The sequence below is a fragment of the Gilvimarinus sp. 1_MG-2023 genome (assembly GCF_030548285.1).
Window position 1 is genome coordinate 36015 of sequence record NZ_JAUOSC010000011.1, and the last position, 13249, is coordinate 49263.

Annotated in this window: 16 protein-coding genes; 7 read left to right on the forward strand and 9 right to left on the reverse strand. The window is 50.4% G+C overall.

Translation table 11 applies throughout. The features are described 5' to 3' along the window. Nucleotides 1–147: 147 nt before the first annotated feature. The 5 genes from yrfG to Q4563_RS12240 are packed head-to-tail and all read left to right on the forward strand — an operon-like array spanning nucleotide 148 to nucleotide 3392. Nucleotides 148–804, forward strand: a complete 657-nt coding sequence (gene yrfG / locus Q4563_RS12220; protein WP_303604672.1) for a GMP/IMP nucleotidase — start codon at nucleotides 148–150, stop codon at nucleotides 802–804. Nucleotides 805–811: 7 nt separating this feature from the next. Further along, nucleotides 812–1201 (forward strand): RNA-binding S4 domain-containing protein, encoded by a 390-nt coding sequence (locus tag Q4563_RS12225; protein ID WP_303604673.1) that lies wholly within the window; start codon nucleotides 812–814, stop codon nucleotides 1199–1201. A gap of 35 nt (nucleotides 1202–1236) precedes the next feature. Beyond that, nucleotides 1237–1680 (forward strand): DUF4124 domain-containing protein, encoded by a 444-nt coding sequence (locus Q4563_RS12230; protein ID WP_215975012.1) that lies wholly within the window; start codon nucleotides 1237–1239, stop codon nucleotides 1678–1680. A gap of 15 nt (nucleotides 1681–1695) precedes the next feature. Further along, complete coding sequence (hslO, locus tag Q4563_RS12235; RefSeq protein ID WP_303604674.1) at nucleotides 1696–2571, forward strand: Hsp33 family molecular chaperone HslO; 876 nt, start codon at nucleotides 1696–1698, stop codon at nucleotides 2569–2571. Further along, nucleotides 2568–3392: a MipA/OmpV family protein gene (locus Q4563_RS12240; RefSeq protein WP_303604675.1), complete on the forward strand. Its 825-nt coding sequence runs from the start codon at nucleotides 2568–2570 to the stop codon at nucleotides 3390–3392. The genes hslO and Q4563_RS12240 overlap by 4 nt, the downstream gene beginning before the upstream one ends. A 102-nt stretch (nucleotides 3393–3494) precedes the next feature. Here the strand turns inward: Q4563_RS12240 and Q4563_RS12245 are convergent, their stop codons facing one another. The 9 genes from Q4563_RS12245 to Q4563_RS12285 form a co-directional block, all read right to left on the reverse strand. Continuing rightward, the gene (locus Q4563_RS12245; RefSeq protein ID WP_303604676.1) at nucleotides 3495–3944 is read right to left on the reverse strand and encodes a hypothetical protein; all 450 of its coding nucleotides are present in this window, start codon (nucleotides 3942–3944) and stop codon (nucleotides 3495–3497) included. 39 nt (nucleotides 3945–3983) lie between these two features. Further along, nucleotides 3984–5828, reverse strand: a complete 1845-nt coding sequence (locus tag Q4563_RS12250; RefSeq protein WP_303604677.1) for a DUF885 domain-containing protein — start codon at nucleotides 5826–5828, stop codon at nucleotides 3984–3986. A gap of 84 nt (nucleotides 5829–5912) precedes the next feature. Beyond that, nucleotides 5913–6323 (reverse strand): hypothetical protein, encoded by a 411-nt coding sequence (locus Q4563_RS12255; RefSeq protein WP_215975009.1) that lies wholly within the window; start codon nucleotides 6321–6323, stop codon nucleotides 5913–5915. 21 nt (nucleotides 6324–6344) lie between these two features. Beyond that, nucleotides 6345–6623, reverse strand: coding sequence for a dihydrouridine synthase (locus Q4563_RS12260; protein ID WP_215975008.1), 279 nt, complete (start codon nucleotides 6621–6623; stop codon nucleotides 6345–6347). 36 nt (nucleotides 6624–6659) lie between these two features. After that, the gene (locus tag Q4563_RS12265; protein ID WP_303604678.1) at nucleotides 6660–7637 is read right to left on the reverse strand and encodes a cellulase family glycosylhydrolase; all 978 of its coding nucleotides are present in this window, start codon (nucleotides 7635–7637) and stop codon (nucleotides 6660–6662) included. Between the two features lie 160 nt (nucleotides 7638–7797). Next, nucleotides 7798–9102 carry a phosphate regulon sensor histidine kinase PhoR gene (phoR, locus tag Q4563_RS12270; protein ID WP_303604679.1) on the reverse strand — a complete coding sequence of 435 codons (1305 nt, stop codon included), beginning with the start codon at nucleotides 9100–9102 and terminating at the stop codon, nucleotides 7798–7800. A 57-nt stretch (nucleotides 9103–9159) separates the two neighbouring features. Continuing rightward, nucleotides 9160–9855: a phosphate regulon transcriptional regulator PhoB gene (gene phoB / locus Q4563_RS12275; RefSeq protein WP_215975005.1), complete on the reverse strand. Its 696-nt coding sequence runs from the start codon at nucleotides 9853–9855 to the stop codon at nucleotides 9160–9162. Between the two features lie 164 nt (nucleotides 9856–10019). Beyond that, the gene (gene ubiA, locus Q4563_RS12280) at nucleotides 10020–10877 is read right to left on the reverse strand and encodes a 4-hydroxybenzoate octaprenyltransferase (RefSeq protein ID WP_215975004.1); all 858 of its coding nucleotides are present in this window, start codon (nucleotides 10875–10877) and stop codon (nucleotides 10020–10022) included. Continuing rightward, nucleotides 10878–11477: a chorismate--pyruvate lyase family protein gene (locus tag Q4563_RS12285; protein ID WP_215975003.1), complete on the reverse strand. Its 600-nt coding sequence runs from the start codon at nucleotides 11475–11477 to the stop codon at nucleotides 10878–10880. 317 nt (nucleotides 11478–11794) lie between these two features. On the opposite strand from Q4563_RS12285, the gene Q4563_RS23630 reads away from it, so the two are divergent. Together Q4563_RS23630 and Q4563_RS12290 are read left to right on the forward strand one after the other, a co-directional pair. After that, a complete protein-coding gene (locus Q4563_RS23630) occupies nucleotides 11795–11929 on the forward strand; it encodes an HU family DNA-binding protein (RefSeq protein WP_442903757.1) in 135 nt (44 codons plus the stop codon). After that, nucleotides 11926–13179, forward strand: a complete 1254-nt coding sequence (locus tag Q4563_RS12290; RefSeq protein ID WP_303604680.1) for a dicarboxylate/amino acid:cation symporter — start codon at nucleotides 11926–11928, stop codon at nucleotides 13177–13179. Before Q4563_RS23630 ends, Q4563_RS12290 begins: the two co-directional genes overlap by 4 nt. Nucleotides 13180–13249: the final 70 nt, after the last annotated feature.

Sequence of the window (13249 nt, forward strand, 5' to 3'; positions counted from 1 at the left end):
GATTTTAGCGGCGAATTTACAAAACATAATACCGTGGTACTGGTTCTCGGGTTAGTTATGGGTTTTACATCAGTCTGCGAGGGTGGCGGGTCAAACTCCCGCCGTTGAATGCTAAAATGCGCACTGAATTCAGTGCAGGGGTAAACAATGGTCGACTGGCAATCAATTGATACCGTAATGTTGGATATGGATGGCACTTTGCTAGATCTGCATTTTGATAACTATTTCTGGACGCAGCATCTGCCCCAACGCTACGCTGAAATACACGGTCAGCCCTTTGCAGATGTACGCTCCCGGTTGGAGCAGCAAATAGCGGCCGAGCAGGGTCAATTGAAATGGTATTGTCTGGAGTATTGGTCGGAGACACTCAATTTAGACATTCGGGCGTTGAAGGTGGAAATTCAGCATAAGATACAAATTCGCCCCCATGTGGAGGAGTTCCTCAATCGTCTGCGCGTTGCCGGCAAGCAGGCGATCTTGGTTACCAATGCCCACCCACAGAGTATGTCATTAAAGTTTGAGTTGACCGATTTGGATCAGTGGTTGGATTTGGTAATTTCCTCTCACGAATTTAAGCACCCAAAAGAAGCGCAGGAATTTTGGCATTCACTGGCTGAACGAGTGCCCTTTAATGCAGAGCGCACCTTATTTGTCGATGATACCCTGCGAGTGTTGGACTCGGCGCGGGATTATGGCATCGGTCACCTGCTGGCCATTCATCAGCCAGACAGTTATATCGAACGGCGAGTCAAAGGTTATCCTGCGATTCAACATTTCAGTGAAATCATGCCACCCGTGGCATAATAGCGCCATGGATAAAGTACGTATTGATAAATGGCTCTGGGCCGCTCGATTCTTTAAAACCCGCAGTCTGGCGAAACAAGCGATTGAGTCTGGCAAGGTTCAGGTGGATGGCCAGCGGGTAAAACCCAGTCGTGAAATTGAGGCCAGCGCCATGGTTACCGTTCGCCAGGGGTGGGACGATAAAACTGTCGAAGTGCTGGGGTTAACTGATCAACGTCGCGGCGCCCCAGAGGCGCAAAAGCTTTACCGGGAGTCCCATGCCAGTATCGAGCTGCGTGAGCGGCGTGCCACCGAGCGCAAGGCAGGTCTAGGGGCGTTTATTGTGAGTGAACACAAGCCCAACAAAAAGCAGCGCCGACAAATACACCGATTTCGGCGAATTATGGATGAAGACTAACCGGCAACAATGGTAAAAACAAAGGAGAAGGATCAATGCGTGTAGGATGGAAGTTAGCATTAATGGTGATGATAAGCGTGCCAGCGGTATGTGGCGCTGAGTTATATCGTTGGACCGACAGTGATGGAAAAGTTCATTACAGTGATCGCAATCCAGGAGATGTACAGGCCGAGTCAATCGAAAAAACACTTAAACCTGTTAATGTCGATGAAAGTCACCAGGAAACGAAGAAATTAAACCGTGTTTTCCCTGAAGGTGAAAACGAAGAGCTGACGAGCGAGACTGCCCAAAAAAGACGCCAGGAACAACAAGCCCAACAGGAGCAAGATCAACGCTGCGCTCAGGCGAAAGAGTATTTACGCAAGCTGAAAGGTCCTGTTTATTTTGTCGATGAAGAGGGTAATGAGTATGATATTTCTGAACGTGAGCGCCAAGAACGCGAAAAAGAATTAGAGCAGTCCATTGCCGAGCATTGCTAACCAATTTGAGGTGTTATGAGTAATAAAGATTTATTGCATCGTTTTATTTTTGATGACTGTGATATACGCGGTGAAATCGTTTCGCTAGAGCAAAGTTATCAAGATGTGCTGGCCAACAACGCGTATCCAGATTTTGTTCAACAATTGTTGGGCGAATTGCTAACCGCCGCGGCTCTTTTGTCCAGTACCCTAAAGTTCGATGGCATTATGACGCTGCAAGCGAAGGGTGATGGCCCAATTGGTTTGATGATGGCCGAGTGCACTCACCACAATGCATTGCGCGGTATTGTCCGATTAGCCGAAAACGCAGAATTTAAAGATGGAGCTCATAGCTTAGCCGACTTAATGGGGCAAGGGGTGTTGACCATCACGCTTGATCCTACTCAGGGCGAGCGCTATCAAGGCGTTGTCCCCTTAGAGGCCGATACCTTGGCTGAGTGTCTGGAACATTATTTCTATCAATCCGAGCAGTTGAAAACTCGTTTGTGGTTGGCGGCTGATTCAGGGCGAACCGGAGGGCTCTTACTGCAAGCGCTGCCTCGGCAATTGGCCGAAACGGACGAGGTGAACGAAGATCAGTGGTATACCGCGGTTGCTTTGAGCGAAACGGTTAAGAGAGAAGAGCTGCTGCGGGTAGAGCACAGCGAATTATTATTTCGTTTGTTTCACGAGCTTTCGGTAAGATTGTTTGACCCAGCATATTTAGAATTTTCATGTCGCTGTTCGCGCCAGCGCAGTGAAGATGCACTGAAATCCTTAGGCCGGGATGAGGTGGAAAGTTTATTGGTGGAGCAGGGAGCAATTACCATTGATTGCCAGTTTTGTAATCAAGTGTATTCATTTCCTACGGCTGATGTACGCGCCATGTTCGGGCAGGATACCTTACATTGATTAAGCCTTATTTAATCTTCATGCCTTTATTTTGCTTGATGAGTACATTGGCCGTTGCGCAAAAGACAAAAGAAGAGAGCGCGTCACAACAGCCGGACGTTAAGCGTTGGGAGGTAGGTGTTGGGTTGGGAGGGCTTACCGCTCCTGACTATAAAGGCTCGAAAACTTACCACGAGTATATTGCTCCACTGCCCTATGTGGTGTATCGCGGGCCAGTGATTAGAACCGATCGCGATGGCGTGCGCGGTGATTTTTTGCGTACCGATAGTATTGAGCTTAATGCCAGCATGGCGTTATCAATTACGCCCGATAGTGACAAAAACGCATTGCGTTTGGGAATGCCGGAGTTATTGTCGACATTAGAGGTGGGGCCTGCGGTCAACATTAATCTAACCGGCGAGCACTTTTCGGACGGATTGTCGCTGAGTATACCATTGCGTGCGGTATTTACTGTGGGCGATGGCTCGCCAGATTATATAGGTATTACCAGTACCCCCTCTCTAATCTATCGGCTTGATCACGGTGATGGCTGGCGGTGGACCCTGCGCGCCGGACCGGTGCTTGCCAGCGGCAAATATCACGATTACTACTATTCGGTAAAACCTGAGTATGTCACCCCAGAGCGGCCAGAGTTTAACGCGCGCAGTGGTTACAATGGCTTCAATGGTCAAGTGTCTTTAAGTCGTCGATTCAGTGATTATTGGTATGCGTTTTATTTTCGATATTCAAATATACAGGGTGCCGATTTTGTCGACAGTCCGCTGGTGGAAACCGAGCACAATGCCGTCGCGGGTTTTGCGGTTAGTTGGGTGTTTTTGTAATTTACTCAGGTGGGGATTGGCCGGAATTTCGCTAGGCAGTGTTCGTTATTAGCTTAGTTAAACAGAACGATACAGCCGGGCTTGCGCCCGGCTTTGCAAGTGTTACTCGGCGCGGCGCAAAGGCACAGGAACGGGCTGGGCTTTAGTAATAGACGGCTCTTTTTCGAGCAATTGAAAATTTTGTTTATGTACTGTGGTGATTCGTGATACTACGGCAGACAAATCAGAAGAGCTGCATTCCTCATTTAATGTACTGAAAAGCTTATCTACAGTTGCTATTGCATCTTTTTTAAGGCTAGATTTGGAAATTACCCCCATAAAGTGCGCATATTGTTCTATGCCCACCTTTTCGATCATTATATTCTCGACTTTACTTCGCTGTATAAGATCCGGCTTGTCTAGGCTCGGACAGCGGCGATATATCTCTTGCATCATTTCATAATTTGATCGAAGAGTTCGATAATATTTTCCCAGCTCACTCGGCCCGGCGAAGGCCTGAACACTGCCTAGAGTTAGAATCGATATCAAACTAATGCGTAAGAAATTGTGCATATAAAATCTCTTTATAGGTGTCTCAATGGGGCGATTGTATCATTGCTGTTGGGCGTTTATCGAGCTAATCCAAGTGTCGACCTGTTCTTGCAAAGTATTCAATGGCAGTGCGCCAGAGCCGAGAATAATATCGTGAAATGCTTTAAGTTCAAAGGCATTGCCGAGTAAGCGCTGACTTTTAGTTTTGAGTTTTTCTATTTCGAGCAGTCCTACCATATAAGCGGTCGCCTGCCCTGGTAAAACGATGTAACGCTCAACCTCGCGAGTAGCATCTTCTCGGGTCATAGGTGAATGCTCTACAAAATAGTCAATGGCTTGCTCTCGACTCCAGCGATAGTGGTGCAAGCCGGTATCGACCACAAGTCGAATAGCCCGCCAGAGCTCAAAGCTGAGCCGGCCAAAATCGGCATAAGGGTCTTGGTAAAGCCCAAGCTCTTGAGGCACTTTTTCTGCGTACAAACCCCAACCTTCAATATATGCGGTGTAATGGCTATGGCGGCGAAATGCGGGTGTGTTGGTTAGTTCCTGGGCGATGGCAATTTGCATGTGATGCCCTGGCAGCGCCTCGTGGTAGGCCAGTGCCTGCATTTGATAGCGTGGCATAGCCGATAGATCGTGCAGGTTGACGTAGTAAATGCCGGGCCGGGATCCATCTTGGGCGGGCGACTGATAAAAAGCTTTGCCTGCTGATTTTTCCCGAAAGGGTTCCACCGCTTTTACCACTAATTCGGCTTGGGGGAGTCGGCCAAATAAATCGGGCAGCAACTGTTTTATGTCAGCAATAATACTCCGGGTGTCGGCCAAGTAATCTTGTCGCCCCTGCGGTGTATTGGCGTAATACAAAGCGGGGTCTTGTTTGAGGTGATTAAAAAAAGCGGATAAGTCACCTTTATAGCCAATGGTTTTTTGCAATTGCTTCATTTCTTGGTGGATTCTGGCTACGGCGTCGAGTCCCATTTGATGAATATGCTCGGCGCTGAACTCTGTGGTTGTTATCGCTTTGAGCTTGGCTCGGTAGTAGTCATCGCCCTGTGGTAATTTCCAGACTCCAGCGCGTGTATCAGAGGCTCGCTCCTGAGTGGTCAGTGTTTGAATAAGGTTTTGATAGGCCGGCTCAACAGAGTTTAGTAGCGCGTCGCGAGCGGCATTTAGGTAGCGCTTTTCTTTGGCCTGGGGTAACGCCAAACCATCGAGCTGTTGGGTAAAGTGCTGCCACAACGGGCTGGGCTTTGCAGCACCGTCGGTAGCACTGATTGCTGTCGCTGTAAAAGGGGCACCGCTGATGATATTTCGGCTGTCCTGAATTACCAGGGGGTAAACAAAGCTCGGCGCTAAAATGCCCTGCTCGGCCTGATGTTGTAAGTGTTTAATCAATTGTTCAATCAGTGGTGCAACACCATGCAGGCGAGCAATAAAAGCGGCGATGTCCGCCTCGTTTTGGATGGTGTGGGAGTTGATTAAAAACGCGGGAATATGAGAGTGCCAACCAAACATTTGATTGACCGGATAGGAGTGGTTGCGCCAGCGATAGTGGCGGATATTGGTTTGTAGTTGGTTGATTAACAAACGCCGATTTAATTGATTAGCGGGCGATAGGCTATCGGTGTCTAAAGCTTGTAGCTGTTCAAGTTGCTGTTGGTATAAGTGGTGCGCCCGAGTGTTTGCGGCGGGAGAAATATCATCCCACTGACCTTTGTTTGTGTCGCGGCCAAGCTGGGTTTGCCACATAGGGCTGAGTGCTACCCACTGCTCAAACACCTGTTCAAATAGTCGCTCGGCTTGATGATCGCTGTGGGTGGCCTCAGGCGGCGCGGCAGCTGTGGCAATACTGGCGAGCGTGAGCATCGCCAGCAGAGTTAAGCGCAGTGAATTCCAAATTTTCATAGTTATCATTACTTTGATCACAGTGAACAGGGTGATCACGCGCCTGAACAAATGAGCTGCTTGACCCTCAACCAACGAAAACAGTTAGTTTTTGGGGCGAAATGCTTTGTCCAGTGCCCGATCGGCGTGACTTTTTAATGTTTTCTTATCGCGTATTCCGGCAAACGGATCGGAGGCACTTGGAGGCTCGCGGGTATTTTTAGTTCCGTTAGTGGGCGGAGGTGTTTGCTGTATGGCGGGCTCGGGAGTTCGCAAGATCCGCTTTAGGTAAAAATAATAGATCAGCGTGAATGTGATCAGTAGCACCCATTTGAGAAGGTAAGACAACCATAGCCCAGTGGTATCTTGAGCGCTGTGAGCGTAATCCACATAATCGCCGTGGACCATCCCCACTAAAAAATAGCCCAATAAAAGAGTGAGTGTGGCGAGAATCGGGCGGTGGTAGCGCTTCCAGATAAAAGTGGCCAGAGCGGATTTGGCAAGAAATCGAAACATGGCGATGCCTTTAGGAAAAGATTATGGAAACAGGCTCAGGCCGAGAGCGGCCACCAGAGCGACCATGCCGCGCGATTTGTAATCGCTGATGATCTTATCTTCCTCTTCTTTCACAATAGCTTCCAGTACATCTGGCTCGTACTCATCGGGTTTGCGGCCGTGCAAATAAATACGATTTTTGGCTCGTTCAATGGCTTTTTCACGTATTTTACCGGCGTACTTTTGCTTAACCTTGTTATAGGTACGACGCAAAACGTTGCTGCGCTGTTTAGGGTCCAGTTCGTTTTCGGGTAGGCTCATAATCAGTTTGTATGCTCGAGGTCGGGCCGCAAAGCTTTATGGTGCAGGTTCTTGGCTTGTCATGCAATGCCAGTTCGGTGTGACTGCATTGTGTGCTATGGCGTAGGGCTCATCCAACATGATTTCCCGTCCCCACCCGGTTAAGCCCTGTAGGGTGCCGTCGTCGGTCATATCCAAGTGTTGTTGTGGTTTATTGCCGGGGCCCCAAGACCAAGGCATAAAGCCAATGTCAAATTCCAAAGCTGTCTTAATAATGGCTCGATAGGGAATTTCCCCACCGTCGGTGTCGTCCCAGCGGTTGCCAAATTCGCCAATAATAAGGGGTAACCCGGCTTCTACCGATTGTATGATTTCTTGGCGTACGCGCTCGGCGTCGTAACCCCACATCTTTGGCCACCACATATGCACCGATAGCAGAATATTATTCTGTGGGTCAGCGGCCAGTAGGTCTGGGGCGGCAGTTTGCAGAGCGTCAATATCTTTGCCCCACCCCGGCGCATCTATCATGAGTGGAGTTTTATACCCAGCGCTGCGCAACTGTTGTATGGCTTGAGTGTAGCCGTCTATGTATTGCTTCAGGGCAGCCATATCGCCTGCGTTGTTGCCAATATTGACAATGGTATAGGCTTGGTGGCGGGCGACGGTGGCCACAATGTCGGGGCGCAGCCAGTAGTCCACCAGTCCCGTAAGGGTTGACCAGTCGCCATTGGCGTCGTGCACCTCGACAATGGGGAATAATCGTTGCTCGCGGGCATTGCGCAAAACCGTATCCAATTCTTCGGCGGTGCCCTCAACCGTCCAGATAAGTCGCACACTGTTGGCTCCTGTTTTGGCGATCTCGGCAAAGCTCGACAAGCCCGTGCGGTCCATTCGATACACCATGCGGTTGGGGCCCATTAAGACGACGCGCTCGCCACAGGGGGTATAGACAAACCGCTCCTGCACGTTTAGGTGGGTAGCATAGGCCGGCCAAATGGCCAGACAGAGGGCTGTGGTGATCAGAAATCTTCGCATAAAGACTCAATGGTCGGTTAAGTGCCCGCTCGGTCAGTGATTGTCCGGTCGCTATGACCGAATTTATTATTATCTGCCTGACAAAGCAAATGCCTTGGGTTTGTTTGGCCCCGTTCAGGGAAACGCCAATGGGGTTGCAGCTAGTGTAGCGCGAAGTGGGTTATTTGTCCCTAGGCCGCAGGCCGGTGCGGCCATCGTTAGCAGGAAGAATACAGGTGAATACACTGCCTTTACCCACTTCACTGTGAATCTGCAGCTCGGCATCGTGCCGGAGCAAAACATGTTTCACAATGGCAAGGCCAAGGCCGGTGCCGCCGGTTTTACTGTTGCGACTGGCATCCACACGATAAAAACGCTCTGTTAAGTGCGGGATATGTTTAGATTCAAACCCCGCTCCGTTGTCGGTGACCGAAAAATAGATATGCGGGCCGCTGCGCCATAAGCGCATGGCGATTGCGCCTTGTTCAGGGGTGTATTTGACCGCGTTAATGACCAAATTGGAAAAAGCACTGTGCAGTTCTTTTTCGGTGCCGACGACACTGAGCTCTGGCGTCATATCCAGAGTAATGGTTTGCTGTTTGTCGGAGGCCAACACCATGGCTTCGGCTTTGATCGTCTGCAATAGAGGTCCAAGTTCCAGCCGCTTCTGGTTAAAGCCGGTGTCTGTGGTTTCGAGCTTGGAGAGCATAATCAGATCGTTAATCAGCAGTGACATGCGTTTCGATTGCTGCTGCATTTGTTCAAATGGCCGGCTCCAGGCGGGGGTGGTATTGTTGTCGGCCATGGTTTCGAGGTAGCCGCTAATCACCGTTAACGGGGTTCGTAATTCGTGCGACACATTGGCGACAAAATCCTTGCGCATCTGCTCCAAATGGAAAATCTGAGTAATGTCGCGCACAACGATAAGGCGTTCATTCTTACCAAAACGGGTGATTTGAAACTGCAGTCGCTTATCGGGAAAGCGTGGCGAGGGAATATCCAGCGGCTCGCTATAATCACCTTGCTCAAAGTGATCGACAAAACGTGGATCGCGTATAAAATTCACCACTGACTGGCCCTGATCGGAGTTGTAAAACCCAAGCAGTCGCTGCGCGGCTGGGTTCCACCAGTCTAGCTGGCCACGCCAGTCGAGTAATATCACCCCGTCCTTTAGGGCGGAGGTGGTTTCCTGAACACGGTTGATCACCGCTTGCAGATTGTTTTTTTCGCGCTTCTGGCGGCGCTGTAGGTGATAGATAGCGTCAAAAACCTCCCCCCAAAGTCCGGTGGACTCGGGAGGCTGACTTTTGCGCTTGCCTTGCAGCCAAATACTCAGACGCAGCATTTGCCAGAGGTTCCAACCTGTGTACCAAGCGGTGGCAAGCAGCAGTGTGATGGCTAATTGATCGACCAGCAGACCGATAATAGACGCCATCGCAATCAACAGCAGCAGGCGTTTAACTTCGGCGTGAAATCCTTGCAACAAATGATAACCTTACTGACGGGGCAGCTCTGTGTGGCGCGGGTTTACGAGCCGCGATTATTAGCCGACCTTAGTGGAAAATCGATAGCCTGTACCGCGTACGGTCTGTACCAGGTTTTCGTGTTGATCTACGGTTAACGCTTTGCGCAGACGACGAATATGGACATCGACCGTGCGCTCTTCCACGTAAACATTACCACCCCACACGTGATCCAACAATTGGCCGCGGGTATAAGCTCGCTCTTGATGGGTCAGAAAAAATTGCAACAGCCGAAACTCGGTAGGCCCCATATCCACTTCGCGCTCATTGATGGTGACGCGATGGCTGGCGGGATCCAGGCACAACCCCTGAACCTTAATGGGTTTGCCGCTGGATTGGGGGTCGGTGCGGCGCAAAACTGCTTTGAGGCGTGCTACCAGTTCGCGTGGAGAGAAAGGCTTGGTGATGTAATCATCGGCACCCACTTCCAACCCCTGAATTTTATTATCTTCCTCGCCTTTAGCGGTCAGCATAATAATGGGAATGTTAGCGGTGACCTCATCGCGCTTTAACCGGCGCGCCAACTCAATACCACTGGTGCCGGGCATCATCCAGTCCAATAATATGAGATCGGGTTTTTCATCCACAATCAGGCCGTGAGCATCCTGTGCGTTACTGGCCTCTAGGCAGCGGTATTCCGCCATTTCCAGAGCGATACGCAGCATATCGCGAATGGCGGATTCGTCATCAACGATGAGAATGGTACGACTTGTCATAGTGCCTGCCTGTGATCCATTAAAATACGGAAAGATAAAATCTCAATGTCGGAACGGTCATTAATGACCAAGGTGCGTTAACCGACGGCGCAAGCGTATTTAATGTATTAATTGTTGCATATTTATGACAGTAACGGGATCGATTTGCCACAATGTGGTGTTTTCTATAAAGGTAGCTGACCGGCAATGATGCCTAGCAGTATGGCCAGCTGTGCCCAGTGGTTGTTTAAGAACGCTTTAAAGCACTGGCTGCGTTGACGATACCGAATCAGTCGCTGCTGGTAAATAAACAGGGCGCTCGCCGTGGCAACGCCAAGATAATAAAGTGCATTGAGCTCAAATCGAGGGGCCATCATTAACAGGCCACCCACGACTAGAATTTGCAAGGTGGCGGTAATCAGTCGATCTTGCTCGCCAAATAAGACGGCTGTGGATTTGATGCCTATTTGAATATCATCATCCCGATCCACCATAGCGTAAAAAGTATCGTAGACCATGGTCCAGATAACCACAGTGAAGTACACCAGCCAGGCCTCTACCGGCACCGTTTCTTGCACGCTGGCAAAGGCCATGGGAATACTCCAGGCAAACGCTGCTCCCAATATCAGTTGTGGCAAATGGGTATAGCGCTTCATAAAGGGGTAAACACTGGCGAGAACGAGTGCGCCGACGGCCAGCAACATCGTTAATGTATTGGTCAGTAATACTAAAATGATGGCAATAAACACCAGCGCAGCGAAGCCTGCCCAGGCTTCACTTAGTTGCAGCTGGCCGAGAGCCAGAGGTCGGTCTTGAGTGCGCTTTACATGACCATCCAATTTGCGGTCGGCAATATCGTTAATGATACAGCCAGCCGAGCGCATTACGATTGCCCCCAAGCTAAATATGATCAGCAGGTCAATTCTCGGCGTCCCATCACTGGCCAACCAGAGCGCCCATAGAGTGGGCCATAACACCAACAACCAGCCAATCGGACGATTGAGCCTTGTTAATTGCACGAACAGCATCAGTCGGTTACGCATTTAGTCTGTCCTGGTCAGAGTGTGTTCAAAGGCGGGCAGAAAAATCTCGCTCACCAGTAGTTTCTTGTTGTGCAAAGTAAACACCGAGCGGCGGCCCCAAAGTGCGCTTGAGCCCTGTAACGCCTCGGGCACCAACCCAGTTGGGGGCAGCAGTGCCAATTGTAACGCTGAGCGGCCCAGCTGAGCATGGCTAAATAAATAGCCACCTAGGGGGCGGCGGCCCAAATGGCGAAGATGTTTGAGTGGTCCCTTAAGGCTGGTGGCGGGAAATAAGCTGCGGGCAAACACCCAGGGCTGCTGTTGTGGCCCGCGCAGTATCACCTCGCGCACCAAGCATGCACTATGCGGGGCAATACCCAAAGTGTTGGCCTCGCTCAAGCTTGGCCTGCCCCACCCCTGTTGCACTATGTGCACACTGATTGGCTTGCCGCCCAGTTGGTTTAAGCGGGCGGTCAGGGAGCTCGGGTCGGTCAGCCAAGAGCGAAGATGACTGGGTAGTTGAAAACAGCGACCTGTGTTTTGCCACAGCCCAAATCCGCCCCGTCGCAAAGGGTATAAGCGCGATATTAAGTGGCGACAATCGGTGGCATACAGAGACAACACAAACCCCAGCAAAGCTCAGTGACAACGGCGGCTATTCTAACAGCCCCTGTTACTGGCGTGATAGCGTTGTATGCTTTACCGCGGGCTTAGGCCTTGGTTTAATGGCGCATCGTTTACATCAATGGGGTTTAGGTGTGAATAATAATGGAGAATTATAAAAAATGCCGGCTGGCTATAGAAGAAGAGTCCAATACTTATGAAAAGAGCAGAGTGGGTCGTGGTCAATGGTGCAGTTATCGGGTTAACGCCTATCGCGGCGAACGAGCTAGTTGGCAAAGCTGGGCCTCTATTGGGTTCCCGCTGTGCCGGGCATTGTGACTTTTAAGGTCAGTCACCGAATCGATCGCCATCCGCGTACCGGTGATATTATTCAGGTGCCAGATTGGCACACTATTACATATCGGCCTGTGCATACTTTGCGCAGCGCAGTTCAGGAGTTATTTCTGTGAGTTTAACAAAACGAATACTTATCGCCATGGTGCTCGGCATCTTGTCCGGGCTCGGTTTAAATGCACTGTCGGGCGGGGCGGACAACAGCTGGGTTCAAGTCTTTTTAGTGGATGGTGTGTTTGACGCGGTGGGTAGTATTTTTATTGCCTCGCTGAAATTATTGGTTGTGCCATTGGTATTTGTGTCGCTGGTGTGTGGCACCTCGGCGCTCGGAAATCATGCCCGCATGGGCTCATTGGCGATCAAAACCATTGGTCTGTATTTGATCACTACCGCTATTGCGATCAGTCTAGCCATTACGGTAGCCACTTTAATAGCCCCGGGGGAGGGCATTGAACCGGACGTTACGTCGGTAGCGATTACCCCTCAAGCACCGTCAATCAAAGAGACGTTGGTCAATATCTTTCCCGACAACCCGGTGCAGGCCATGGCCGAGGGCAATATGCTGCAAGTGATTGTGTTCTCGGTTCTACTCGGAATTGCCATTTCTCGCAGTGGTGACAGTGCCAGGCCCATGGTTGAGTTTTTTAACAACCTCAATCAGGTGGTCATGAAGATGGTGCTGATACTGGTGCACTTTGCGCCCTATGGGGTCTTTTGTTTACTGGCTAAATTGTTTGCCGGTGAGGGCATTGGGGTGATTCGCAACCTGGCCTGGTACTTTGGCACCGTGGTGGCGGTGCTGATGATTCAGTGTTTTATTGTTTACCCCGGCTTGTTAAAACTCTTGGCTGGGCTAAACCCCCTGCACTTCTTTCGCAAGCTGTTTCCGGTGCTGTTGTTTGGTTTTAGCTCCGCGTCCAGCAACGCCACTTTGCCATTTACCTTGACCACTGTGCGCGACAAGTTGGGGGTGGATAATAAAGTTGCGTCTTTCACTCTGCCTTTGGGGGCCACCGTTAATATGGATGGCACCTCTATTATGCAGGGGGTGGCAACCGTGTTTATTGCCCAGGCCTACGGTATTGATGTGGGCATTGGCGGTTATTTGATGGTGGTGCTTACCGCGACCCTAGCCTCTATCGGTACCGCTGGGGTGCCGGGTGTGGGCATGATTACGCTGACCATGGTATTGCAACAAGCCGGATTACCTGTTGAGGGGATTGCCATGATTATCGGCGTTGATCGCCTGCTGGATATGCTGCGTACCTCGGTCAATATCACCGGTGATGCTACCGTCAGTAGTGTGGTCGCCAACAGTGAATCGCTGCTGGATCGGGAAAAATTCGCTGCCCCACCCTCACCCTAGAGCGCAGGGCGGAAAGATAAAAAAACCGGCGATAAGCCGGTTTTTTTATTGGGGTCGTTCTGGGGTTGTC

Excerpts from the sequence above, each read along its gene's own strand:
- Q4563_RS12260 (WP_215975008.1), bottom strand. The coding sequence starts at position 6,623 with ATGAGCCTACCCGAAAACGAACTGGACCCTAAACAGCGCAGCAACGTT.
- Q4563_RS12265 (WP_303604678.1), bottom strand. The coding sequence starts at position 7,637 with ATGCGAAGATTTCTGATCACCACAGCCCTCTGTCTGGCCATTTGGCCG.
- phoB (WP_215975005.1), bottom strand. The coding sequence starts at position 9,855 with ATGACAAGTCGTACCATTCTCATCGTTGATGACGAATCCGCCATTCGC.
- Q4563_RS12230 (WP_215975012.1), top strand. The coding sequence starts at position 1,237 with ATGCGTGTAGGATGGAAGTTAGCATTAATGGTGATGATAAGCGTGCCA.
- ubiA (WP_215975004.1), bottom strand. The coding sequence starts at position 10,877 with ATGCGTAACCGACTGATGCTGTTCGTGCAATTAACAAGGCTCAATCGT.
- Q4563_RS12245 (WP_303604676.1), bottom strand. The coding sequence starts at position 3,944 with ATGCACAATTTCTTACGCATTAGTTTGATATCGATTCTAACTCTAGGC.
- hslO (WP_303604674.1), top strand. The coding sequence starts at position 1,696 with ATGAGTAATAAAGATTTATTGCATCGTTTTATTTTTGATGACTGTGAT.
- Q4563_RS12255 (WP_215975009.1), bottom strand. The coding sequence starts at position 6,323 with ATGTTTCGATTTCTTGCCAAATCCGCTCTGGCCACTTTTATCTGGAAG.
- Q4563_RS12225 (WP_303604673.1), top strand. The coding sequence starts at position 812 with ATGGATAAAGTACGTATTGATAAATGGCTCTGGGCCGCTCGATTCTTT.
- yrfG (WP_303604672.1), top strand. The coding sequence starts at position 148 with ATGGTCGACTGGCAATCAATTGATACCGTAATGTTGGATATGGATGGC.
- Q4563_RS12250 (WP_303604677.1), bottom strand. The coding sequence starts at position 5,828 with ATGAAAATTTGGAATTCACTGCGCTTAACTCTGCTGGCGATGCTCACG.